This window comes from Rhodococcus sp. NPDC019647, assembly GCF_044389235.1.
Taxonomy (GTDB): Bacteria; Actinomycetota; Actinomycetes; order Mycobacteriales; family Mycobacteriaceae; genus Rhodococcus_F; species Rhodococcus_F oxybenzonivorans.
In genome coordinates this window covers 25,871-48,287 of sequence record NZ_JBIRXS010000015.1, presented here as the reverse complement: position 1 = coordinate 48,287, position 22,417 = coordinate 25,871, and the positions used below count along the sequence as shown (strand labels likewise).

The 22,417-nt window shown below is 66.1% G+C and carries 20 protein-coding genes and 2 pseudogenes; 10 read left to right on the top strand and 12 right to left on the bottom strand.

The window, feature by feature from the left end; all coding sequences use genetic code 11:
- Positions 1–40: 40 nt before the first annotated feature.
- The 3 genes and pseudogenes from ACH49N_RS23880 to ACH49N_RS23870 all read right to left on the bottom strand — a co-directional run bounded on the left by ACH49N_RS23880 (position 41) and on the right by ACH49N_RS23870 (position 3,771).
- Positions 41–2,171: pseudogene (locus ACH49N_RS23880) on the bottom strand (acyl-CoA dehydrogenase).
- Positions 2,172–2,198: 27 nt separating this feature from the next.
- Complete coding sequence (locus tag ACH49N_RS23875; RefSeq protein WP_358274920.1) at positions 2,199–3,023, bottom strand: enoyl-CoA hydratase; 825 nt, start codon at positions 3,021–3,023, stop codon at positions 2,199–2,201.
- Complete coding sequence (locus ACH49N_RS23870) at positions 3,010–3,771, bottom strand: FCD domain-containing protein (protein WP_358274918.1); 762 nt, start codon at positions 3,769–3,771, stop codon at positions 3,010–3,012. Before ACH49N_RS23870 ends, ACH49N_RS23875 begins: the two co-directional genes overlap by 14 nt.
- A 141-nt stretch (positions 3,772–3,912) precedes the next feature.
- Between ACH49N_RS23870 and ACH49N_RS23865 the strand changes: the two genes are divergently transcribed.
- Genes ACH49N_RS23865 through ACH49N_RS23855 form a run of 3 tightly spaced genes read left to right on the top strand, consistent with a single transcriptional unit; the run spans position 3,913 to position 6,584 of the window.
- The gene (locus ACH49N_RS23865) at positions 3,913–4,968 is read left to right on the top strand and encodes a TIGR03617 family F420-dependent LLM class oxidoreductase (protein ID WP_358274916.1); all 1,056 of its coding nucleotides are present in this window, start codon (positions 3,913–3,915) and stop codon (positions 4,966–4,968) included.
- Positions 4,961–5,989, top strand: a complete 1,029-nt coding sequence (locus ACH49N_RS23860; protein WP_358274914.1) for a DUF2889 domain-containing protein — start codon at positions 4,961–4,963, stop codon at positions 5,987–5,989. The genes ACH49N_RS23865 and ACH49N_RS23860 overlap by 8 nt, the downstream gene beginning before the upstream one ends.
- A gap of 10 nt (positions 5,990–5,999) precedes the next feature.
- The gene (locus ACH49N_RS23855) at positions 6,000–6,584 is read left to right on the top strand and encodes a nuclear transport factor 2 family protein (protein ID WP_358274912.1); all 585 of its coding nucleotides are present in this window, start codon (positions 6,000–6,002) and stop codon (positions 6,582–6,584) included.
- Between the two features lie 12 nt (positions 6,585–6,596).
- Here ACH49N_RS23855 and ACH49N_RS23850 read toward each other — a convergent pair whose 3' ends face one another.
- From ACH49N_RS23850 to ACH49N_RS23810, 9 genes are all read right to left on the bottom strand, one after another.
- The gene (locus ACH49N_RS23850; RefSeq protein WP_005575118.1) at positions 6,597–6,791 is read right to left on the bottom strand and encodes a ferredoxin; all 195 of its coding nucleotides are present in this window, start codon (positions 6,789–6,791) and stop codon (positions 6,597–6,599) included.
- Positions 6,792–6,851: 60 nt separating this feature from the next.
- Positions 6,852–7,583 carry a tyrosine-protein phosphatase gene (locus ACH49N_RS23845; RefSeq protein WP_358274910.1) on the bottom strand — a complete coding sequence of 244 codons (732 nt, stop codon included), beginning with the start codon at positions 7,581–7,583 and terminating at the stop codon, positions 6,852–6,854.
- Entirely contained in the window at positions 7,580–9,175 is a 1,596-nt protein-coding gene (locus ACH49N_RS23840) for a class I adenylate-forming enzyme family protein (protein WP_358274908.1), read from the bottom strand. The genes ACH49N_RS23845 and ACH49N_RS23840 overlap by 4 nt, the downstream gene beginning before the upstream one ends.
- Positions 9,172–10,323, bottom strand: coding sequence for an acetyl-CoA acetyltransferase (locus ACH49N_RS23835; protein ID WP_358274906.1), 1,152 nt, complete (start codon positions 10,321–10,323; stop codon positions 9,172–9,174). The genes ACH49N_RS23840 and ACH49N_RS23835 overlap by 4 nt, the downstream gene beginning before the upstream one ends.
- Entirely contained in the window at positions 10,320–11,348 is a 1,029-nt protein-coding gene (locus ACH49N_RS23830) for an acyl-CoA dehydrogenase family protein (RefSeq protein WP_358274905.1), read from the bottom strand. The genes ACH49N_RS23835 and ACH49N_RS23830 overlap by 4 nt, the downstream gene beginning before the upstream one ends.
- A gap of 15 nt (positions 11,349–11,363) precedes the next feature.
- Positions 11,364–12,536: an acyl-CoA dehydrogenase family protein gene (locus tag ACH49N_RS23825; protein WP_358274903.1), complete on the bottom strand. Its 1,173-nt coding sequence runs from the start codon at positions 12,534–12,536 to the stop codon at positions 11,364–11,366.
- Positions 12,537–12,633: 97 nt separating this feature from the next.
- Positions 12,634–13,398 carry an aldolase/citrate lyase family protein gene (locus ACH49N_RS23820; RefSeq protein WP_358274901.1) on the bottom strand — a complete coding sequence of 255 codons (765 nt, stop codon included), beginning with the start codon at positions 13,396–13,398 and terminating at the stop codon, positions 12,634–12,636.
- Positions 13,398–14,228 (bottom strand): 2-oxo-hept-4-ene-1,7-dioate hydratase, encoded by an 831-nt coding sequence (gene hpaH, locus ACH49N_RS23815; RefSeq protein ID WP_358274900.1) that lies wholly within the window; start codon positions 14,226–14,228, stop codon positions 13,398–13,400. Before hpaH ends, ACH49N_RS23820 begins: the two co-directional genes overlap by 1 nt.
- 9 nt (positions 14,229–14,237) lie before the next feature.
- Complete coding sequence (locus tag ACH49N_RS23810; RefSeq protein WP_358274898.1) at positions 14,238–15,134, bottom strand: alpha/beta hydrolase; 897 nt, start codon at positions 15,132–15,134, stop codon at positions 14,238–14,240.
- Positions 15,135–15,438: 304 nt separating this feature from the next.
- Here ACH49N_RS23810 and ACH49N_RS23805 point away from each other — a divergent pair, with 304 nt between their 5' ends.
- From ACH49N_RS23805 to ACH49N_RS23775, 7 genes and pseudogenes are all read left to right on the top strand, one after another.
- Positions 15,439–15,738 (top strand): hypothetical protein, encoded by a 300-nt coding sequence (locus tag ACH49N_RS23805; RefSeq protein ID WP_358274896.1) that lies wholly within the window; start codon positions 15,439–15,441, stop codon positions 15,736–15,738.
- On the top strand, positions 15,735–16,883 hold the full coding sequence (locus ACH49N_RS23800; RefSeq protein WP_358274894.1) for a thiolase family protein: 1,149 nt from the start codon (positions 15,735–15,737) through the stop codon (positions 16,881–16,883). Before ACH49N_RS23805 ends, ACH49N_RS23800 begins: the two co-directional genes overlap by 4 nt.
- Positions 16,880–17,392: a Zn-ribbon domain-containing OB-fold protein gene (locus tag ACH49N_RS23795; protein ID WP_005573260.1), complete on the top strand. Its 513-nt coding sequence runs from the start codon at positions 16,880–16,882 to the stop codon at positions 17,390–17,392. The genes ACH49N_RS23800 and ACH49N_RS23795 overlap by 4 nt, the downstream gene beginning before the upstream one ends.
- Complete coding sequence (locus ACH49N_RS23790; protein WP_358274892.1) at positions 17,389–18,684, top strand: aromatic ring-hydroxylating dioxygenase subunit alpha; 1,296 nt, start codon at positions 17,389–17,391, stop codon at positions 18,682–18,684. The genes ACH49N_RS23795 and ACH49N_RS23790 overlap by 4 nt, the downstream gene beginning before the upstream one ends.
- 2 nt (positions 18,685–18,686) lie before the next feature.
- The gene (locus ACH49N_RS23785; protein ID WP_358274890.1) at positions 18,687–19,208 is read left to right on the top strand and encodes an aromatic-ring-hydroxylating dioxygenase subunit beta; all 522 of its coding nucleotides are present in this window, start codon (positions 18,687–18,689) and stop codon (positions 19,206–19,208) included.
- 84 nt (positions 19,209–19,292) lie between these two features.
- Complete coding sequence (locus ACH49N_RS23780) at positions 19,293–20,834, top strand: AMP-binding protein (RefSeq protein ID WP_358274888.1); 1,542 nt, start codon at positions 19,293–19,295, stop codon at positions 20,832–20,834.
- Positions 20,835–20,846: 12 nt separating this feature from the next.
- Positions 20,847–22,364, top strand: a pseudogene (locus ACH49N_RS23775) (AMP-binding protein); the annotation flags it as partial.
- Positions 22,365–22,417 lie beyond the last annotated feature (53 nt).

Below are 22,417 nucleotides of genomic sequence, written 5' to 3'. Positions count from 1 at the left end.
AACGGCCTCGGTCCCTCGGGACCGAGGCCGTTCCCGTGTTTCAGGTCAGTATCGGGTCGCGGGGAAGCCCCAGGATGCGTTCGGCGATGTGATTGCGCATCACCTCGGAGCTGCCCCCGGCGATCGTAAGGCAGCGGGCGAACAGATACGACTCCTCTACCACCGGAAGCTCGCCGGTCGTTGCGGCCAACCCGCCCAGACGCATAGCGAGGTCCGTGATCTTCTGGGAGTGTTCGGCTTTGACAAGCTTGGACAGGGCTGCTTCCGGGCCGGGGTCCGCCCCCTGGACAGCGCGTGAGGCCTGTCGGAGGTTGAGCAGTCGGAGCGCGTGGCCTTCGGCCAGCAGTTCACCGACCTCGCGGAGGTCCTCGTTCGCGGCCAGCGCGAGAAGATCGATCGCGGCGAGAGGAACGGATCCCGCACCGGCTCCGATCGACACTCTCTCGTTGCCGAACGTCGCTCGCGCGACCTTCCACCCTGCTCCTACCTCGCCGAGAACGTCGGAATCCGGAACGAAGACGTTGGCGAGAAATACCTCGTTGAAGCCGGACTGACCGTTGAGTTCGCGGATGGGGCGCACGTCGACACCCTCCGCTGCGAGATCGACGGCCATCATCGTGATGCCCGCGTGCTTTGGTGCCCGAGGGTCGGTACGGACGGTCGCGATTCCCCGATCGGATTCGTGGGCGAGACTCGTCCAGATCTTCTGCCCGGTGACGCGCCACCCGCCCCCGACCCGGACGGCCGATGTGCGGATTGCGGCGGCGTCGGAGCCTGCCCCGGGCTCGCTGAAGAGCTGGCACCATTGCGTCTCGCCGAGCAGCACCGACTTCACCCACCGTCGCTGCTGGTCGGGGGTACCCAACTCCGAGATGGTGAGAGCAATCCATCCAGTGATCGACAGGTCGGGAACCGGTGTGGTCCGGAACTCCTCTTCGATGACGAGCTGTTGGACCGGGTCGGCGGCCAGACCCCACGGCTTCTTCCAGTGCGGCACGAGGTATCCGCTGTCGACCAGGAACGCGCGCTGTCGATCTTCGGGGAGCGATTGCCATTGATCGCGGGCCGCTCGCGCCGCCGTCCGGTAATCCTGCGCCTCGGGCGGAAGGTCGAGAGTGAGGCGGGGCGTCGGGTCGGCGCGGTACCCCTCCGCGACTGCGTGTGCCGCACTCCACATTCGGCGACGAATGACTGGAGGGATTCGGCTCGACGCAAGTACAGATGAGCATCGTGGTCCCACGTGAATCCGATACCGCCGTGCAACTGGATGTTCGTCCGAGCGCAGTGGATTTGGGCGCGGCGCGCGTATGTCGCGGCGACGGCCGCCGCGAGGCCGGCTCGGTCGGGGGCGGTGATGCGGGCAGCATCCCAGGTGGCGGCCACGGTGAGTTCGGCGTCGAGCAGCATGTTCGCAAGGTGGTGCTTCACGGCCTGGAATGTGCCGATCGGGCGCCGAACTGAACTCGCTCGAGGGCGTACCGCTTCGACATCTCGACGCACGCCAGGGCACTGCCGACGGCTTCGGCCGATGCCAGCGTGCGCAGCCGCGTCCGGGCCGCCGACGCTGCACCCGGCAGTACGGTGACCGCCGACAAGGGGACATTCCGTGCGGTCACACGCCCGATCTGCCGTGTGGGATCGAGTCCGGGCAGGATCTCCACGGCCAGACCCTCCGCGTCGGCGTCGACGACGAGGACGTCCTCGTGCGAGAGAAGGAGCAGAACGTCGGCGTAGCCAGGGGCGAGAACCCCCTCGGAGCGGCCATCGAGTCCGTGGTGGTCGACAACCCAGGTGCCACCCGAACCGAATCCCGCGACCAGGGAACCGTCGGCGAGTCCAGGGACGAGCCTTCGCCTCAGTTCGTCGGTTCCGTGGTCGCACAGAATCGCGGACGCCAGCACGGTGGGCAGGAACGGACCGGGCACCAGACCGTGCCCCGTCGCTTCGAGGAGGACACACAATTCGGCGATGCCGTACCCGGAACCTCCGTAATTGTCGGGCAGGTGCAGTCCCATCCACCCGAGTTCGGCCATCGCATCCCAGAACGGCGGAAGGGACTTGTTCGATGTGTCCAGTGACTCCCGGGCGGAGGCCAACGAACCGTGACGGGACAGGAAGGCCGTGGCGGCGTCGGCGAGTTGGCGGTGTTCGTCGGTGATGGCCAGAGCCATGTGTGGCTCCTTTCGATTCGGCCGATCCTATTCGGCGGGTGAGGAATTGCGTGCCTGGCTACGTCCGTGAGCGACGACGTCCGCTGTGCGCCCTGCGACGGCGGACGCGTCGGCCGACCAGGAGCGGTTCAGGGCGGCTTCGCGGTAGACGGCATCGGCGATACCGTCGGCCGACGCCGCGTCGTACAGTCTCCACACCGCGTCGAGTGTGGGCTTGTCGGCCGCCGAGTATGCCTCGGCCACGGCCCACCCACGGTCGGCCAGCTCGCGGTCGTCGACGATCTCGTTCACCAGACCCCAGGACAGCGCGTTACGGGCGTCGATATAGCTGCCGGTGGAACTCATCTGGCGGGCACGACGAACTCCAACCGCCTCCGCGAGTCGAGCCGTCAGACCTCCACCTGGGACGATGCCCACCCGGCAATGGGTATCGGCGAATCGGGCGGACTCGCCCGCGATCAGGAAGTCGCAGGCGAGAGCCAGCTCGAACCCTCCTGTCACCGCGGGGCCGCTGACGAGACCGATGACGGGTGTCACCAGGTCGGCGACCTGGGTAATGCAATTGCCGTCCGTCGTTTCTGCGCCGTCGAAGCCGCTCTCGGCGAGATCCTTCAGGTCGACGCCGGAGCAGAAGGCTCCGCCGGCGCCGGTGAGCAGGACAACCGTGACGGTGGGATCGGCGTCCGCCGCGCGGAGGGCGTGCACCAGTTCGGTGCTGAGGGCTCTGCTCAACGCGTTGCGCACCCTCGGCCGGTTGAGTGTGAGCATGCGCGCGCTGCCGCGTTGCTCGACGACGACCAGATTGCCGCTGTCCTCGGGTTTCCGGGGGATCATGTTGCTACTGTCGGTCATCGCTCGCGGCCTTTGCTTCGGTATCGGTGAATGTGGGTGTCCTGTCCGACGACACGGCCTGTCGCCGCGTCATGGCACGGATGCGTCGGCGCACGTTGCGCTGCGCGGCCAGAGCGTCCCCCTCGATGATCGCGTCGACCAGTTCGACGTTCCGCTCGTGGATCCACCGACGTTCCGCCTCTGTCGGGCTGACGCCGTGGATGCGGGCAAGGTTGTTGCCGATGTGCATGAACAACTCGAGCACGGGATTACCTGTCAGGCGGGCGATCTCGGTGTGCACGGTGACAGCATGCGCGCGCAGGTCGTCCGAGCGGGTTTCGTCGGCCAGCACCTGACGGAGTCTGTCGATTCCTGCGGGATCGATCGTTGCGGACAACTGCGCGGCGGCGGCGGTCTCCAACGTCTCCATCGTCTCGAACAGGTCGGCGGCGGCAAAACCCGCGTACTCGAGGTACAGCGAGGCGTGGTCGAGCACAGCGGACCGCTCGGGTGCGGTCACGACGAGGCCGCCGCCCGGCCCGCGGCGCGGCTTCGCGACGTGCCGGCTCTCCAGAATCCGGCACGCTTCCCGGATTACCGAACGTCCCACATCGAACCGTGCCATCAGTCTGGCCTCGGATCCAAGTGCCTCACCCACCCGCCACCCGGCCGCGACGATCTCGTCTTCGATCGCCCGCGCCACATCCGCGGCTCGCGGACGCGGTGGCCCGTCACTGGGGGACGCAGTCTCGTCTACTGATCGTGCCATGAACCCTCCTGTGCAATTCCGTGGACTGAATAGAAGGTATCTGCTCTAATCCCTAGAGGGAAGAGGTGAAACTCTCCCAATTGCGTCGACCTAATCCATTGCTCGGTCCGAGTGGAGCTACCGTCTCCTGTCTGGAGTGACATGAAATCCGAAGTCTGCGGGCGTCCGTCGTTCGATGTGGTCGTCGACCCGGGAAGCGGACGCGCCGCCGAGATCGCACACCGCGCCGAGGCCGTCGGGTTCGGCGGCCTCTTCCTCGGTGAAACCAGCCATGATCCCTTGCTTCTCCTGGCCGCGGCCTCGCAGACGACGTCGACGATGACGCTCGGGACGAGTATTTACGTCGCGTTCGCGAGAACACCGATGGTGACCGCGGTCGCGGCCAACGACGTGCAGGCGCTCTCACACGGACGGCTCCGGCTCGGTCTCGGGAGTCAGGTGAAGCCGCACATCACCCGGCGGTTCAGCATGCCGTGGTCGCGCCCCGCGGCGCGGATGCGCGAATACGTTCAGGCCCTGCACGCCATCTGGGACGCGTGGGAGACCGGTTCGCCGTTGAATTTCGACGGGGAGTTCTATCAGCACACTCTGATGACACCGATGTTCGATCCCGGACCGAATCCGTTCGGGCGCCCGCCGGTCCAGCTCGCCGGTGTCGGTGAGGCGATGTCACGCGTGGCAGGAGAGGTCGCCGACGGGCTTCTCGTGCATTCCTTCGTCACCGACCGCTACCTTGCCGAGGTCGTACTACCCAGTGTGAAAGATGGATTGTCGTGTTCGGGCCGACCCCGGGAGGATTTCACCATCGGGGTCACCCCAATGGTGGCGTGCGGTGCCACCGCGGACGAGATCGCGGCAGCCCGCGACCACGTGCGCGGACAGATCGCCTTCTACGGATCCACGCCCGCCTATCGGGGCGTGCTCGATCTGCACGGATGGGCCGGACTCCACGAGAAGTTGTATGCACTGTCGAAAGCGGGGGAGTGGGACGTCATGCGAAGCCTGATCGACGACGACGTTCTCGCAGCGTTCGCGAGCGTGGGCTCCGTTGAGGAGGTCGCGGAAGCGCTCGTCGCGCGGTGGGGAACGGTGTCCGATCACATCAGCGTCGCCGCACGTTCGAGCGACGGTCTCGAGGGTTGGCGCTCGGTCTTGAAAAACACTGAGGCACAAGATATCAATGAAGTACATGAGTGAGAATCTTCTGATCCCGAAGCGCGGTATCCACGCACCGTCGACCAGCACGCCTGCGCGCCGGCCGTGTTCGGTCCGTCGCACGACGTCTGTGGACATCGAGCGCTCTCGGTGCCGCTCCGACCTTCTCCAACTCCGTGGGGCCGGAGTCGATGTCGTGACGGACAAGGCGGGGGAGTGGTCGCGAGCAGGCGGGGGTGCCGTCGACGTCGACGTCGACCTGGGCCGAGGGCGCACCGTCACGGACATCGCCGACGGCACCGCGGCGGCCGACCTCACACCACTGATCGGTCTCTCCGCAGCGTCCGGGTTCCGCAAAGCGGCGAAGGGTTGCCTCGCATCTCACCGTCAGGGCAGCGTAATCGCGCGACTACTGGACGACGTCCCGGTGGCGACTGTCATCTCGGGATATGCACTGACCCGGGAACTCTCCGCAGAGGAGCAATTGCGCCTCGGTGGTCGCGGTGCCCTCGCACGGGCCGACTACTGTGCCGGGTTCGCAGCCGGGGGAACGATGATGACAGGCGTCGCGCGAGACGGAGCACCTCCCCTCGTCGACGGCCCGCAGGCGCCGGACCTCGTCGGGGTGGGCGCTGGCTGGCACCCGATGAGTGAACTCGGGCCGGGCTCGATGCGACGCATTCGGCGGATCGACGTGAGTGTGGGCGATGACGCGGAACTGTCGGTGGACGCGATGTTCCGCGACACCTACATGAACGCCGCCGGGATCGAAACCGTGGTGCACGAGTACGGGACCGACGTTCTTCTCGACTCACGCACTTTGACGGTGCGGCGGTTGACTGTCACTCCGCGTGTCCTGCCCTGGCCGGAATGCCCTGGTGCGGTGGCCGGCGCGCAACGCCTCGTCGGGCGCAAGGTCACAGAGATCGAGGGCATGGTCGGCTCGGATTTCCACGGTATCGGATCCTGCACCCACCTGAACGACCTACTGCGATCGCTCGGTGACCTCTCCCCGCTCGCGGTACTTCTCCCCGGCCCCGACAATTCTTCCGCGTACGTCTGAAAGGCAACACATGTCCAGATATGACCGTAGCGAAGTGGAGGGCGCCTTCCGGCACTACTTCACTGTGGGCCCCATTGTGGAGAACTGGGACGCGATGGCGCAGCTGTTCACCGACGATGGTGTCTACCGAGACCACTTCTACGGCATGTTCACCGGGCCCTCGGAGATCTCGCGCTATCTCGAAGGCACCATGGGTGCTGCCCCGTATGTGTACAACCCGCTCGTCTGGTACACGATCGACGACGATCGGGTGGTGTACAAGGTGGTCAACCGGGCAGACAATCCGGAACCGGGTGCACCGGCTCTCGGGTTCGACTCGCTGCAGGTACTCACGTATGCGGGACGGGGAAGATGGTCCGCGCAGGAGGACTGGTGGGTGATGTACGAGATGAAAAAGTTCGCCGCCGAGTTCCGCGAGGCGTCGTCGAAATTTCCGATGCCGGATTCCCCACTCAGTCGACGTGATTGGGGTGACTGGGTCGATTGGGCACGTCCGGCGGAGGGGCATGTGGCGCACCCGTCCTGGATGGACAGAGACGGTTTCACCCCCATCTCCGGAAGGGCCGATATCGACTTCGGGACTCGCAACAGCTGACCTCACACCGATTCAGCTGCGCAGCAGTTTGATTGCACTCATCGGGCAGGCCGAGGCGCCGGACTCGGCCTGCCCGATCTGTGACTCCGCCACGTCGAAATCGGTGGTGGCGGCGAATCCGTCGTCGTCGAGTTCATAGAGATCCGGTTCGGTGGCGGCGCACATACCGTGGCCTTCGCATTGCTCGAGTTCGATGTGGACCTTCATGGCGTTGCCTTTCGTCAGTGTGTGTGAGTCGGGTGAGGGACTGTCCGGCGCGGGGTGACATCAGGCACGAAGTCGGTGCCGCCACGCCCGCAGGTCGTCTCGGTCGGCACCGTGATCGACGAGCCAGCCGTCCGGACCCGTGCGCCACCCCTGTAGTCGGTCGATGACTGCGGTGATGGCTTCTTCCGGTGTGAGCAACCACTTCTCGTCCACGACGGGACGATGTTCACCCGCGTGGGACCGGGCCGTCCACCGCCGGCGGAGGTCGTTCATGTTTCCGGCCGTCAAGAGATAGTCTGCGATCACTTCGGAGGGCTCGACTCCTGCACCGAGAAGAAGCGAGGCGACCACGACGCCGGTGCGGTCCTTGCCCGCCGCGCAGTGCACGAGAACCGGGCCGTCCGACCTGGTCACGAGCGCGAGCAGACCCGCCACGCGGTCGGGCACGGTATCGAGGATCTGCAAGTACAGTGCGGTGAGATCCGGTGGACGTCGGTCGTTCGGTGCCGCAGCGTCGTGCAGAGGCCGGTGATGGGAGGCCGTCGGTTGCGTCCATTCGAAAACTGCGCGATCGCGTTCGGCGGACGAGCGCAGATCCACGACCGCGACGGGTGGCCACGGTGCCACATGTTCGGGTAGCGAGTCCCCGGAGTACGGTGCATCGCTGCGATAGAGGATTCCGGTGCGGGTGGTACCGCCGTCGGTGAGACGCAGACCGCCGACGTCGCGCAGGTTTGCGAGGCGGTCGGTGGTCACGGTCTCGGGCAGAATCGTTTCGTGTTCGTCGATCACGCCCGAGGTCCCATCTGTGTGTTTCCCCGGGTCGGCGGGTGCGCGTCGACGAATTCCCGCAGCCGGACCCGGTCGGTCTTCGACATGGCGGTCAGCGGAATCTCGTCGACGACCACGAGGTGATCGGGTGCTTTGTAGTCCGCGAGTCGCGTGGTGATCCACGCGCGGAGTTCCGGCAACGACGGTGTCCTGGTGGGAGACATGGGAACGACGAACGCGACTCCTATCTCCCCGATCACCGGAGCGGAGTAGCCGATCACCGCTGCGTCCCGGACCTCCGGGTGCTCGGCGAGCACCTGTTCGACCTCGACGGGGTGGACGTTGAAGCCTCCGCGAATGTAGAGGTCTCCGGTCCGGCCGGCCAGGACCACGTTGCCCTCTTCGGTCAGCATGCCCAGGTCGCCGGTGACGAAGTAGCCTTCAGGGTCGAAGGCTTCGGTTGTGCGCGTGGGTGCGTTCCAGTAGCCCCGCATCACGCAGCCGCCCTTCACGCGAATGCGTCCGATCTCCCCGATGGGCAGCTCGGCCCCGTCCTCGTCGGTGACGCGCACCGCCATCCCGGTCTGCGGGCGGCCGACAGTCCGGAACTGCACCGAGGGCGGATCCGTGGGCTCGGTGCCACAGACGGTGGGAGATTCGGTCATGGCGTATCGAACGACGAGGGGAACGCCGATCAGGGCGGCGGTCTTCTCGACCAGTTCGGGCGAGGCGGGCGCGCTTGCGACGACGCCGACACGAAGGTGCCGCAGGGATTCACGGTTCACGCCGGGTTCGTCGAGCAGCTTTGCCCACTGGGTGGGGACTCCACCACCGACCGTGATCCGCTCGTTCCTCAGCACCGCGAACATTTTTGCGGCCGACCACGGAACGGGGGAGATGACGACAGTCGTTCCCCAGATCAGTTGGTCCCAGAGTTTCGACATGAAACCGGCGTGGGGGAACGGCGTCGACGACAGTCGGCGGTCGTAGGGTGCGCTCATGATGCCGGACGCCATCGCGGACGCTGCGAGGTTGTCGGAATCGAACCATGCCCCCTTGGGGAGGCCGGTCGTTCCACTCGTGAAGATGATCGAGACAGGGTCGCTGCGGGTGAGAACCACATCGGGTAGGGCGTCGGTCGCGCGTCTCTCGGCAGCGGCGAGTTCCGAACGGGGCAGGACGGCGATCCCCTCGGGAACTTCGGGCAGGCCCGCGTCGGTGTCGCGGATGACGAGGGCCGGCGTGACGCCGAGCAGGATCGAGTCGGTCTCGCGTGGGCCGAGCCGCGGATTCAAGCCGGTGGTGACGGCGCCCAGAAACGCTGCGGCGCAATAGCAGACCGCATAGTCGATGCCCGAAGGCATCATCAGTGCGACAACGTCGCCCTTGCGTACCCCGCGCTCTGCCAGATGTGTGGCGAGGCGGCGGGCCCGGCCGATCCACTGTGCGAACCCGATTCGCGTGCCGTCCTGTTCGACGTAGGCGTCCCGCTCGCCGTGTACCTGCGCCGCCGCGTCGAGCAACGCCCGGGTGTTGGCGAATTCCCCCACCAGCGGTGGCCCGGCTACCGCGGAGGGAGCGGCTGGACCGCCGACCGTCGCAGACACGGTCATGGTGCTTCTGATCCGAGGAGCACAGTGCCGCTCGAGCAGAACCAACCACCGGTGCCGCTGACGCAGGCGATCCTCGCGTTCTCCACCTGCCGCGGGCCGCATTCACCGCGAAGCTGCCTGGCCGCCTCGACGATCAGGAATAGTCCGCGCTGACCGGGATGGCAGGCGGACAGTCCGCCACCGTCGGTGTTCGTGGGGAGTTCGCCGCCGAGTCGCAGCGTGCCCTTCTCGACGAAGGCGCCGCCCTCACCCTTCTCGCAGAAACCGAGGTCTTCCATGGTGAGCATCAGCATGTAGCTGAACGCATCGTAGACCTCGGCGATGTCCACGTCCGTGGGCTTCAACCCCGCGCGTTCGAACGCCAGCGGCCCGGTGATCGATGCCGGCCCGACGGTCATGTCTTCCCACTGGCTGGTGAGCATGTGTGACGTGGCCTCGCCGGTTCCCAGTACCCACACCGGTTCGGAACGAAGGTCCTTCACCCGGTCCTCGGCCACGAGAACCGCCGCGGCGCCGCCGTCCGAGCGGATGCAGCAGTGCAGTTTCGTGAACGGATCGGCGATCATGGGGCCGGACAGCACGTCGTCGATGGTGATGGGGTCGCGGTAGTACGCTTCCTCGTTGTCCTTGGCGTTGAACCGTGCGGATACTGCCACTTCGGCGAGTTGCTCGATCGTCGTGCCGTACTGGTGCATGTGCCTGCGGGCCGCCATCGCGTACTTCGACACGAGCGTGTGTCCGTAGGGCGCGTCCCACTGCAGGGGCCCGCGCGAACCCCAGTTGATGTTCGCGGTGCGCAGTCCCTTGCGCAGGTCGGCGCGTGCCGTCGAGCCGTACGTCAGGAGGACCACGTCCGCGTGACCAGCCGAGATCGCGTCCGCGGCATGGGCGAGCATGACCTCCCACGAGGCCCCTCCCACCGATGTCGAGTCGATCCAGCGAGGCCTCAGGCCGAGATATTCCCCGACATCGGTGGGCGGCAGCGTGCCCTGCCCGGTGGAGGCGAGCCCGTCCACGTCCTCGGGGCGAAGTCCCGCGTCGGCGAGGGCCCTGCGACTGGCCTGCCCCATCAGTTCGTAGGCGTTCTTGTCGTCGACGCGTCCCACGTCCGACAACGCGACACCGGCGATGGCAACTCTTCGGCTCACTGAGGTGCTCCCTGCTCCAGAAGTTCGGCCAGCACGTCGGCCGGTTCGTCGAATAGGTGGGTGAGCACGTGCGCGCGCTTGAGGTAGAGGTGCGCGTTGTGCTCGTACGTGTAGCCCATTCCGCCGTGGACCTGGATGCTGGACGCCGCGTTGTCCACGGCTGCTCGGGCGGCGACGGACTTGGCGGAGAGGATCTGGAACAACGTGTCCGTGCGCCCCGACTGCAGACTCACCGCAGCGAACAGGGTCTGCGACAGTGCCGCGTCGGCCGCTACCGCCATGTCGGCGCAGGCGTGCTTGATCGCCTGGTTCACGCCGATCGGGCGGCCGAACTGTATTCGCGTCTTCGCGTGCTCGGTCGACAGCCGCAGCGTCGCCTCGGCGAGTCCGGACAGGCCGGCTGCGGTGAGCACCATGGCGCGCAACCAGATCGGGTCCGTCTGGGCGGGCAGCCAGTGCTGCACGCGTCCGCCGGTGACGGTCGACGTCGCGAGCCGGGTTCCCGGGTCCATGGATGTGAGTGGGGTGACGTCGGTGAACTCGGATATCTCGACCAGCGCGGCTCCGTGCCGGGCGACGAGCAGCACGTGGCTGACGCCGACGCAGTCCAGGAGATCGAACGAGCCCTTGAACCCGTCCTGATCGATCGCGCCGTCTCCGCGCAGTTCGCCGAGTCCCACCATGGCGTCTCCGGACCCGATGCGGTCGGTGAGATCCTGGTCGCCGTGTGCCGCACTGACGCGGGTGGCCAGTGTGGAGGTGAGGAAGGGACCTGTTGCAAGGTGCTCGGCCAGCGCGGCGAACAGGAGCACCTCGTCGTCGAGGGGCCGGCCGGAGCCGCCGTGCTCCTCGTCGAGCCCCAGCGTGAGCAGGCCCAGTTCGGCGCCCTCGGTCCACACGCTCCGATCGACCGACGACTCCTCGCTCGCGCGCCGCCTGATGTCCTCGATCGGCATGCGGGTTCTGATGAAATCGACTGCTGCGGAGACCAGTTCGAGTTGGTCCTCGGAGGGGAGAAGGTTCATGATCTCTGCTTTCTGTCAGCGCGGAAGGCCGAGGATGCGATCCCCGATGATGTTCCGTTGGATTTCGGACGTTCCGCCGCCGATGGACTGAGAGAAGGAGTGGAAGTAGTTTCCGACCCAACCGTGGTGATCCCATCGCGAGGTCCCGCGGAGGGCTTCGGCGCCGACGATGTCCATTGCCAGCGCGGCAACTTCTTTCGCCAGATCGGCGTAGTGGAGTTTCAGCATCGACCCGCGCGGTCCGGGTGTGTCGGATTGCATGTTCTGGCAGATCCCCACGTAGGTCATCGCCCGCAGTGACGCGACGGAAGATCGGGCCCGCGCCAGCCGCCGGGAGATCTCGTCGTCCGCGATGGCCGGTCGCCGACCGTCCGGGCCGACGTGGTCGCGGGAAAACTCGATGAGGTCCTCGACGACCCCTGCCAGGCGAACCTGGTTGGCGGTGAAGGCGGTTCCGCGCTCGAACGACAACGTCGACATCGCGACACTCCAACCGGAACCGATTTCGCCGACGACATTGCTGACGGGGATCCGGACGTCGTCGTAGAAGACCTCACAGAATTCGGCGCCGCCCTCGATGGTCTCGATGGGGCGGACGTCGATGCCCAGTGTGTGCATGTCGCAGATCACCCAGGTGATGCCCTGGTGCTTCGACCCCGCATTGTCGGTGCGTACCAACAGTTCCTGGTAGTCCGCGCACTTGGCGAAACTGGTCCAGATCTTCTGACCGGTCACCACGAGATGATCGCCGTCGATGACGGCCTTGGTCTTGAGGGAAGCCAGGTCGGAACCGGCCTCCGGCTCCGAGAAACCCTGGCACCAGACGGCATCGCCCTGCAGGATCCTCGGCAGGTGGAACGCCTTCTGTTCCTCGGTGGCGCGGGTGATGAGGGTGGGGCCGGCGTGGTTGAGACCGACGAAGCTTGCATCGATTCCGGGCAGTCCCTGGGCCGCGTACTCCTCGTACCAGATCAACTGCTGGAGCAGGGTCAGGCCGCCGCCCCCGTACTCTTTCGGCCAGGCGATTCCGGCCCATCCGCCTTCCCACTGGGTCTTCTGCCAGGCCATGTCGTACTCGCGAATACCGGCGTCGTCCCGCGGGCGCGGATCACGGGGCTTGTTCTCGACCAGCCAGGTACGTACCTGGTCGCGGAACTCCACCTGCTCCCGTGTGAAGTCCAAATCCATAGGAGACCTTCCATAGCGGCGGATCGCGAAGATCCGCACTCGATCGCTTCAGTATAAGTGACACTACTGTCAGAATAAAGAGGTTCAGGCCGTTTGGTCAGGATCGGTTCGAATACCGTCCAGCCAGGGCCTCACTGCCCCGGGCGAGCAGCGTTACGTCGGCGCCGACGAGGACGAAGCGAGCGCCGGCCGACATGTACCGCCGGGCGATGGTCTCGTTGAAGGCGTTGACACCGGCGGCTTTGCCGGACGATGCAATGACGGAAATTGCCTTCTCGATGACTTCGACGACCTCGGGGCTCTCCGGCTTTCCGAGGTAGCCCATCGAGGCCGCGAGGTCGGCGGGGCCGATGAAGACGGCATCGATTCCGTCGACGGCGAGAATCTCCTCCAGGCAGTCCAGCCCGTCCGTCGACTCGACCTGGACGGTCAGGGTGAGGCTCTCGTCTGCGGTAGGCAGGTAGTCAGAAATTCGGCTCCACCGTGATGCGCGGGCAAGGGCGCTACCTACGCCGCGGATGCCCAGCGGGGGATAGCGGGTGGCCGCCACGAGTGCGCGTGCATCCTCCGCCGATTCCACCATCGGGATGATGAGATTGGTTGCCCCGATGTCGAGGAGCTGCTTGATCGCCACGGGGTCGCCGGAGGCGGGGCGAACGAGAACCTCGACCGGGTACGCCGCCAGCGTCTGCAACTGCGCGAGTGTCGAACGAATGTCGTTGGGAACGTGCTCCTGATCGAGCATGAGCCAGTCGAGCCCCGCGCCGGCGCAGATCTCCGCGCTGTACGCGTTGCCGGACGCGATCCACATGCCGATCCGGGGGCGGTCGTCGCGGAGGAGTTCCGCCCATCGATTGCCCATCACCCGGCATCCTTGGCGAAGGCGCACGAGACCGTGCCCAGGGGGCCGTAGTCGGCGACGAACGTGTCGCCGGGCTCGGCGAAGATCGGTGTGGTGAACGAACCGGCCAGGATCACCTCGCCGGCCCGCAGGGGTACGCCGTGCGGTGCAAGCCGGTTCGCGAGCCAGGCCACGCCGTTGCCGGGGTGATTGAGCACGGCCGCCGCGACGCCCGACTCCTCGATGGAGCCGTTGCGCAGCAGCAGCGCACTCACCCATCTCAGGTCGACGTCCATCGGTTTGACGACACGGCCACCGAGCACGATTCCCGCGTCCGCGGCGTTGTCCGCGATGGTGTCGACGATGGTGCGGAGATGGCCGGTCTCCGGATCGCTCATCTGCACGCGGGCATCGAGGATCTCGAGAGCCGGGGTGACGTACTTGCTCGCGCTCAGGACGTCGTACAGTGTCACCCCCGGGCCCTTCAGGTCCTCGCCGAGAATGAAGGCGAGTTCCACTTCGATGCGCGGCCGGATGAATCGCGCGGCCGGCACGGTCCCGCCGTCGTCGAAGAACATGTCGTCGAAGATCGCGCCGTAGTCGGGTTCGCTGATGGACACCGCACGCTGCATGACCCTGGAGGTGAGCCCGATCTTGCGGCCTTTGACACTCAGTCCATCGGCCACCTTCAGGTCGACGAGCGCCCGCTGAACCGCGTAGGCGTCGTCGATCGTCATCTCCGGATACTGCAGTGAGAGTTGGCGGATGGGGATCCGAGTCTTCTCCGCCTCGTAGAGGCGACGGGCGGTGTCGGCGATCGCCTCCGGGCTCAGTGTGTCGGAATCAGGCATGGTCGTCGATCACTTACCCAGGAAGGCCAGAGCGGCCGGATTGAAACTCGCGGGATCCTCGAAATGCGGCCAGTGGCGAACCTCGGGCATCTCGAAGACCTCGGAGTCCGGGATCAGCCTGGCGACGGTGCGCGCGGTGTTCTGGTACTCGCCGTGGTCCTTCCCGGACGCGACGATCATGGTCGGTGCCGTGATGCTTCTCCACTGGTCCTCGGGGATGAGGTTGCGGTCGCGTGCCGCGGCGTCCTGCAGGATCAGCAGGTGGTCGATCGTGTCGCGGGTGTCGTCGCGGCGGTAGATGGCCTGACGCAGGGCAACGAGGTCGGGTAGGCGGTTGTCCTCGTCGGCAATGAGGTGCTCGAAGACCTTGTGAATCGACTCCCACGTGGGATTCTCGACCGCGGCAGTGCGCTCGGCGCGGATCCGGGCCATGTTGGACGCCGTCGCGATCAGCCCGGCCGGCGACATCAGGATCAGCTTGTGAACGCGGTCGGGATGCTGCACGGCGACGGCAGCGGAGACCCACGCCCCGAGTGACATGCCGATGAAGTGCGCCTTCGGCATTCCGAAGTGATCCATCACGGCCAGTATCTGCCGCACGTAGACCGCAATTTCGTAGTCGTGATCGGGTTTCTCGGAGAAGCCGTTGCCCACCATGTCGATGGCGACGCAGTGGTACTGCTCGCTCAGTGCGGCCAGGTTTGGGGCGAACGTCTCCCAGTGGCCGCCGGTTCCGTGGAGCAGGATCGCATGCGGCTTGTCGGGAGAGCCTGCCTCGGCGAACCGTGTCCGCACACCGTCGACGTCCACGAATCCTTGGCGGAAGTCGAGCTCGCGAAGGAAGCCCCAGATGCTGCGGTAGTTGTCGGTGGCGACGGCCGGGACGGTCATCGTTGTCTCGCTCATGTACAGGCCTTCCTGGATCGACGGCGGCGCCGTGGCCGGACATCGATCTGACGGTTGTGTCTTATTTCGACCTTATTATGCACAGTGTGCACGTTTAGGTTAGTGGAATTCAATAGGGTTGAACTGGGAAATCCCGAAGATCCTGGATCGCAGGCTTCGATATCCGGCCATTGTTTCTGACACTCACATACGATATGACTATGAGGGGTGTTCAGTCGTTTGGGCAAGCCTCCCCGGACGCGAAGCACACACCGGACCGCCGGCGAAGTCCGTCGCCGGCGGGTCACGAGAAGAGCTGAGGGCAATGTCGGTACATGAGGAAACCCGCGCAGTCGAGCGACGGGAGCTGGCACAGCTGGCCAACGAGTTCGCCGTGGTCCGCGTGTCGCTGGACACGACCGGTAACGGTCCCAGATTGCTGGTCGAGGACGCCGAGACGGGAGATCGCATCTTCCTCTCGCCGCTCGAGCTCGCGAGCCTGTGCCTCGCGTCCCCCGAAGACCGTGAGGAATGGATGCGCGTCGGCAACTACCGTGACGAGCGCCGCGACCGCTCGCTGGGGCCGGTGGGGACGGTTCGCCCTCTCACCAGGGACGTGTCGTGACAGTGGACCTGGTAGGACTCGGCATGACCGCGATGTCGCTGAAACCCGGTGACACCCCGCTGCAACTCGCCTGCAAGGCGACCCGGGTGGCTCTGGCCGACGCCGAAATCACGCACGCCGACGTCGACGGACTTCTCGTCGGGTCCTCACAGGGTGTACGGCCCGACCGCCTAGGAGTGATGTTCGCGGCGCAGGGCGGGTTCTCTGACCTTCGCCTACTCGAACACGTCGAGATCAAGGGCGCGACTACGATCGCGATGATCCAGCGGGCACAGGCCGCCATCCACGCCGGTGCGGCCCGGACCGTCGTCTGCGTCTTCGCCGACGCCCCGCTGGTGGAAGGCAAGGGCGCGGGATCGACGTACGCCCACAGCGGGGGCAATACCGGGACGCGGGGACTCGAACGGGCATCGGGACTGCTGGGGTCGGTGCCCACCTACGCATTGCTCACCCAGAGATGGATGCACCTCACCGGAGGCACAGCCACCGACCTGTGTGCTGTCGCCACGACCACGCGGGCGTGGGCGCTGGGCAATCCCGATGCAGTGGTGACGAAGCCGCTGGACGACGAGGGGTACCTGGCCAGCCCGATGATCGCCGACCCGCTGCGCCGCCTCGACTGCGCACGGCCTGTGAACGGTGCCGTGGCGGTGGTCGTCACCGGTGACACTCGGGTCGGAAACCCCGTTCGTCTCACGGTTCGCGGGACGGGGCGAGACCACCCGGTCCGACATCGCAGGGCCGGGGGAGAGTCGTGGTTCGGCGGGGGTGCGCGTGCCGTGGACGACGCGCTGGGCCAGGCGAGCATGTCCCGGACGGACCTGGACATCGCCCAGCTCTACGACCCGTTCTCGGTGGTCACGCTCCTACTCCTCGAGGAATACGGGCTCACCGGCGGAACACCGGCGGGCGAGTTCGTACGAGGCGGCGGAACGAGCCGGGGTGGCGCACTTCCCGTCAACACCGGTGGCGGCCAGTTGTCCGGCTTCTACCTCCAGGGCATGACGCCCCTCGCCGAGGCGATGATCCAACTGCGTGGCGAGGGAGGCGAGCGCCAGGTGCCCGGTGCTCGCACAGCCCTCGTCGGTGGAATCGGTGGCCGAGTCGATCACCATGCCGCCATGATCCTGGAGAGAGCGGCATGACCACTACGACGGATGACACCGACTGGCTGCTCGACCCCGGCCTCGTGCCGGATGTGGCAGTCGACCCTCTCGCGCCCCTCTACGAGGCGAGCGCCCGCGGCGAACTTGCCCTGCCCTTCTGCACCGGCTGCGGAATTCCTCTCGACCTCGAGCAGTACGTCTGTGACGGTTGCGGGTCGAGCGAGAGCGACTGGAGGGTGGTCGAACCGACCGGAGTCGTACATTCCGCCACGACGATGCACCGCTTCGAGCCGGGCCTGGTGCGGACGGCCGAGCCCTACGCGATCCTCGACGTCGAACTGGCCGCGGGGCACCGCCTGATCATGACCACGCTTCACCCGACGGCTCGCCCGCCCCGCATCGGCGACACCCTCGACATCGCCTTCCGGCAACTGGGCGACGTATGGATACCCGCCGCGTGCATCACCGAGACACATGGCAATACAACGAGTTCGGCTGAGCCGACCGCCCGGACCACAGCCCCAATCGAGACGGAGGCCCACTCATGACCACCATGGAATCGACGCCGACCACGGCGCCCGACGACTTCGATGTCGAACGCATCGTGCAGAACGATCGCGTGCACGGCTCGGTCTACACCTCGCCCGAGATCTTCCAGCGCGAGATGGACACCATCTTCCGGAAAGGATGGGTCTACGTAGCGCACGAGAGCGAGGTCAGCGAGCCGGGTGACTACCTCACCCGCCGGATCGGCCACGACCCGGTGGTCGTGGTCCACGGTAAGGACGGCAAGATCCGGGTCCTGCTCAACCGCTGTTCGCACCGCGCCAACAAGCTGTGCAACGCGGAGATGGGCAACGCCAACTCCTTCCGATGCCCGTACCACGGATGGACTTTCAGCAACGACGGATCGCTCACCGCCGTTCCGATGCGGAACGGCTACGGCGATGCGTTCCAGAAGGTGCGCTCGGAACTGAGCATGGCGGAGGCCCCGCGCGTGGACAGTTACGGCGGTTTCCTCTTCGCGTCCCTCGCTGCGGACGGCATCTCGCTGCAGGAACATCTCGGTAACGCGACGAAGGCAATCGACCGACTGCTCAACCTGTCACCGACGGGCACCATCGACCTCCGGTCGAACTGGATGAAGCACCTCCACCACGCGAACTGGAAGATGGTGGTGGAGAACAACGTTGACGGCTATCACGCGCTGTTCACCCATGCATCGGTCTACGACGCCATCCGGCCCGCCAAGGTATCGCACATTCCGTCGAAGGTCGACGTCGTGGTCCGCGACATGGGCGGCGGACACTCGGAGATCGACTACTCGGCGGAGTACCGCAAGCTGGACGAGGAATTCGTCTGGTACGGGCGCACACCCCGAGAGAAGTTGCCCGAGTACGTCGCGGCGTTGGAGGCGGCCCACGGTCCCGAGAAGACGCACGACTCGCTCGTGGTGGGCCCTCCGCACACCCTGATCTGGCCCAACCTGTTCCTCGCCGAGATGAACATCATGTACGTCGAACCGATCGGTCCCGACGAGACGGTGGCCTACACCACGGCAGCGCTGTTCCCCGGCCAGGACCGCATGAACGAGCGGATGCTACGCCGCTCGGAGGGCGCGATGGGCCCGGCCGGATTCCTGATCGCTGACGACGGTGAGATCGGCATGCGCAATCAGGCAGGCCTCGCCGCCCGGGACCCCGAGTGGCTGAGACTGTCCCGCGGTCTGGAGACCGATGTGACAGACGAAACCGGAATCGTCAACAGCGACAAGAGCGCCGAGACCCCACAGCGCGGTTTCTACCGCCAGTGGGCGAGCGTCGTCGGACAGGAGATCTGAGCATGACCACCGTGGAGAACTCGGCGGCCCCCGCCCTGCAGAGTGCACCCCTCCCGCTGCCCGCGCCCGACGCCGACATCGTGGCGTTCCTCAACCTCGAGGCGCGCCTCGCGGACGAGGCCCGGTATTCCGAGTGGGAACTGCTGTGGGACGACGACGCGCTCTATTGGGTCCCCATACATCCCGACGACGACCCGAAGACCCGGTTGTCGTACATCTACGACAACCGGCGTCGCATCAAGAGCCGGGTGGCGCAGCTCAATACGGGAAATCGCCATTCTCAGACCCCGCCGTCGGTGATGCGCCGGCTGCTGAGCAATTCCGAGGTGCTGGACACCGACGAGGACACCGTCACCGTCGGATCGAACTTCGCGCTCTTCGAGTACCGCTACTCCCAGCGGGTCTGGGCCGGCCGGGTGATCCACCGTGTGCGCCGCACTCCGGACGGACTGAAGCTGGCAGGAAAGACGGTCCATCTCATCAGCGCCGGCGGCCCCGTCGACACACTCGCTTTCCTCATCTGACCGAGAAACGCACCCCACCATCGAAGGCGCCGCCTTCCGGCCACATCGAAGGCGCCGCCTTCCAGATCAAATTTGCGAGGAACAGTGCTAGTAGGCGACATCCCACGGAACAACGCACGGCGATACCCGAACAAGCCTGCCGTCGTCGAGGGCGATCGAACCCACACGTGGACGACGGTCGACGAACGGGCCCGGCGGTTGGCGAACCATCTCCTCGACCAGGGTCTTGCGAAGGGTGACCGGGTCCTCGTCATCGCCCGCAACTGCATCGAATGGCCGGAGATCACATACGCTCTCGCCAAATCCGGACTCGTCGCCGTGCCGGTGAACATCCGCCTTGCTCCCGACGAACTCGCGCACGTCCGCGACGACTCCGGAGCTCGCGGCGCGATCGTCCACACGGACCAGGTGGAGCGGTTCGGCGCGGAACTGAACGACCTGGCTCCGGTTCTCGAGATCGGGGGCAGTGTCGTCGGCGCCGAGTACGAGACGGCTCTGCGCGGTGCCCGATCCACCGACCCGACTCCGGCGGATCTCGCTCCGGACGACATCCAGTTCATCCTCTACACGAGCGGAACGACGGGACGCTCGAAAGGGGTTGTGAATACGCACCGCGGGATGCTCGCCCAGGTCGTGGACACCACCCTCGTCACCGAAGGTGATCGTTCGGACGTCTTTCTCGCCACCACCCCCTTCTTCACCGCAGGCGGGATGGTGCGCACTCTGTCCTGGACGTACCTGGGCCAGACGATGGTGATCCACCGTCGATTCGACCCTCAAGCCGTCATCGACGAGATCGAGCGCAGCGGAGTCACGTTCACCACCTTCATCCCGACGATGCTTCAGCGGACCCTCCGGATCCTGGAGGAGGGATCTGCACGGGACATGTCCAGCCTGCGCCGAATCAGTTACGGTTCGGCTCCCGTCCCTCCGGGGTTGGCCAAGAAGGCCATGGACATGCTCGGCTGCGACATGCAGCAGCGATACGGTCTGACCGAATGTGGTGGACAGGCGACGATCCTGACGCCCCAGGACCACCGGGACATGGTGGCGGGCAAGACCTCGATCCTCACCTCGTGTGGGCAGGAGACACCGATGTGTTCCATCCGCATCGTGGACGTCGACGGCAACGAACTCCCTGCGGGTGAGATCGGCGAAATCGTGATCGAGAGCGCAGCGAACGCGGTCGGATACTGGAACCGTCCGGAGCAGACAGCCGAGGCGTTCCGCTCCACCGGTCTCTGGTCCGGCGACCTCGGCTACCTGGACGAGGAGCGTTACCTGCACATCACCGGGCGCAAGACCGACATGATCATCTCGGGCGGATTCAACGTGTACCCGGCAGAGATCGAGCGCGTCATCGGACACCACACACAGGTCGAGATGGTGGCGGTGGTGGGAGTTCCCGACCCGGAGTGGGGCGAGACACCGGTTGCGGTGATCGTCCCGCGCGGTGACGTGGACGAGGACGCCCTCACTGCCGAGCTGACGGCGCTGTGCCGAGCGGAGCTGGCCGGGTACAAGCAGCCCAGGCGCTTCGCCTACCGCGGCGATTTCCCCCTCGGCCCCGCAGGCAAGATTCTCAAGCGCGTCATCGCCGACGACCTCCGGGTCTCGGCGGAGTAGGGAGAGCGAGTGATGGTCAGCGCCCAGAGCGTGGTCGACGCGAGCCGAGTGCAGGTGGAATCGATCTGGGAGACGCTGGCGGCGAGAGCTGCCGTCACCCCGTCCGCCGAGTTCGCGGTCGACGAAACGCGGCGTTCCTTTTCCTTCGACGCGTTCCGGCGACTGGCGGAAGGAATCGCGGCGACCCTCTATACGAGGGGGATTCGAGCCGGGGACGTGGTGTCCTGGCAACTGCCGAACACGGTCGAGACCATGGCTCTGGCCATGGCCCTGTCGCGGCTCGGCGCGGTGCAGAACCCACTCGTCACGATGTTGCGTGACCCGGAGATCGCGTTCATCAGCGAGCAGGTCGGTTCGCGCCTCCTGATCGTGCCCCGGATGTTCCGCGGTTACGACTACGCGGACATGGCGGAGCGAGTCTCGGCCGCAAATGCCCGCGGCCTGGAGGTACTCGTCGTCGACGGGGACTGGGAACTCGGCGACCCGGCGGTCCTACCACCACCGTCACATCCCGCGGACCCGGACGACGTGTCGTGGATCTTCTACACCTCCGGTACCACCGCAGCTCCCAAGGGTGTCAAGCACACCGACGGCGGACTCCTCGCGGCAGCAGCGACCTTCGTCACCAACGTCCGGGCCCGTCCGGAGGACCGCTGCGCCGCACTGGCACCGGTCGCCCACATCGGGGGCATTGCACACCTGCTGCACGCGGTGATCGTCGGACACGCCCTCATCGTGAGCGCGACCTTCGTCCCCGAGGAGACGACGAATCTGCTGATCGAGCAGAACGTCACCCTGGTGGGTTCCGGGCTTCCGTTCACCAACGAGTACCTTCGCCTCTCCCGCGAACGGGGTGCGGTGCCGCTGTTTCCCCACGCACGCGCCACCCTCGCGGGGGGATCACCGCGACCCCGTGCGCAGCACGCCGCGGCGAAGACTGCACTGGGCGGGGTCGGCGTCATCTCGGGCTACGGAATGACCGAATGCCCGTACATCACCTGGGGTACTCCGGACGACACGGAGGAGCAGCACGCGGTCTTCGAAGGCTTCCCCTCCGGCGGGGGTGCGGTCCGGATCGTTCGGACCGACGAAAGCGACGCGGCGCCTGGTGAGATCGGGGAGATCCGGGTGCGTGGACCGCAGCTGTTCAAGGGCTACGTGGACAGCGCACTCGACGAGGGAACGCTCGACCGGAACGGATTCTTCCGCACCGGCGACCTGGGCTATGTGGACGCCGACGGTTGCCTGGCAGTCACCGGCCGCCTCAAGGACATCATCGTCCGCAAGATGGAGAACATCTCGGCGCGTGAAGTCGAGGAAGCCGTCATCGCCCATCCGGCCGTCACGGACGTCGCTGTGATCGGGATACCGGACCCGAACAGCGGCGAGCGGGTGTGTGCCGTGGTGGTACCGGCGAATCCCGGCCGACCGCCGTCCCTGCAGGACCTGCAGGATTTCCTTCGCGAGGCCGGTCTGAACATCCGTAAGTTCCCGGAGCAGGTCGAGGTGCTCGACGTGCTGCCGCGCAACGCAATGGGAAAGATCGTCAAACCGGAACTGCGGAAGCGGTTTGCCTCCGAAGA

What these genes read in the sequence shown, in the direction of transcription:
- ACH49N_RS23790 (WP_358274892.1), top strand. Translation starts at nt 17,389, where the DNA reads ATGACCACCATGGAATCGACGCCGACCACGGCGCCCGACGACTTCGAT.
- ACH49N_RS23850 (WP_005575118.1), bottom strand. Translation starts at nt 6,791, where the DNA reads ATGAAGGTCCACATCGAACTCGAGCAATGCGAAGGCCACGGTATGTGC.
- ACH49N_RS23810 (WP_358274898.1), bottom strand. Translation starts at nt 15,134, where the DNA reads ATGAGCGAGACAACGATGACCGTCCCGGCCGTCGCCACCGACAACTAC.
- ACH49N_RS23865 (WP_358274916.1), top strand. Translation starts at nt 3,913, where the DNA reads ATGAAATCCGAAGTCTGCGGGCGTCCGTCGTTCGATGTGGTCGTCGAC.
- ACH49N_RS23855 (WP_358274912.1), top strand. Translation starts at nt 6,000, where the DNA reads ATGTCCAGATATGACCGTAGCGAAGTGGAGGGCGCCTTCCGGCACTAC.
- ACH49N_RS23820 (WP_358274901.1), bottom strand. Translation starts at nt 13,398, where the DNA reads ATGGGCAATCGATGGGCGGAACTCCTCCGCGACGACCGCCCCCGGATC.
- ACH49N_RS23870 (WP_358274918.1), bottom strand. Translation starts at nt 3,771, where the DNA reads ATGGCACGATCAGTAGACGAGACTGCGTCCCCCAGTGACGGGCCACCG.
- ACH49N_RS23830 (WP_358274905.1), bottom strand. Translation starts at nt 11,348, where the DNA reads ATGAACCTTCTCCCCTCCGAGGACCAACTCGAACTGGTCTCCGCAGCA.
- ACH49N_RS23795 (WP_005573260.1), top strand. Translation starts at nt 16,880, where the DNA reads ATGACCACTACGACGGATGACACCGACTGGCTGCTCGACCCCGGCCTC.
- ACH49N_RS23840 (WP_358274908.1), bottom strand. Translation starts at nt 9,175, where the DNA reads ATGACCGTGTCTGCGACGGTCGGCGGTCCAGCCGCTCCCTCCGCGGTA.
- hpaH (WP_358274900.1), bottom strand. Translation starts at nt 14,228, where the DNA reads ATGCCTGATTCCGACACACTGAGCCCGGAGGCGATCGCCGACACCGCC.
- ACH49N_RS23805 (WP_358274896.1), top strand. Translation starts at nt 15,439, where the DNA reads ATGTCGGTACATGAGGAAACCCGCGCAGTCGAGCGACGGGAGCTGGCA.
- ACH49N_RS23875 (WP_358274920.1), bottom strand. Translation starts at nt 3,023, where the DNA reads ATGACCGACAGTAGCAACATGATCCCCCGGAAACCCGAGGACAGCGGC.
- ACH49N_RS23860 (WP_358274914.1), top strand. Translation starts at nt 4,961, where the DNA reads ATGAGTGAGAATCTTCTGATCCCGAAGCGCGGTATCCACGCACCGTCG.
- ACH49N_RS23825 (WP_358274903.1), bottom strand. Translation starts at nt 12,536, where the DNA reads ATGGATTTGGACTTCACACGGGAGCAGGTGGAGTTCCGCGACCAGGTA.
- ACH49N_RS23785 (WP_358274890.1), top strand. Translation starts at nt 18,687, where the DNA reads ATGACCACCGTGGAGAACTCGGCGGCCCCCGCCCTGCAGAGTGCACCC.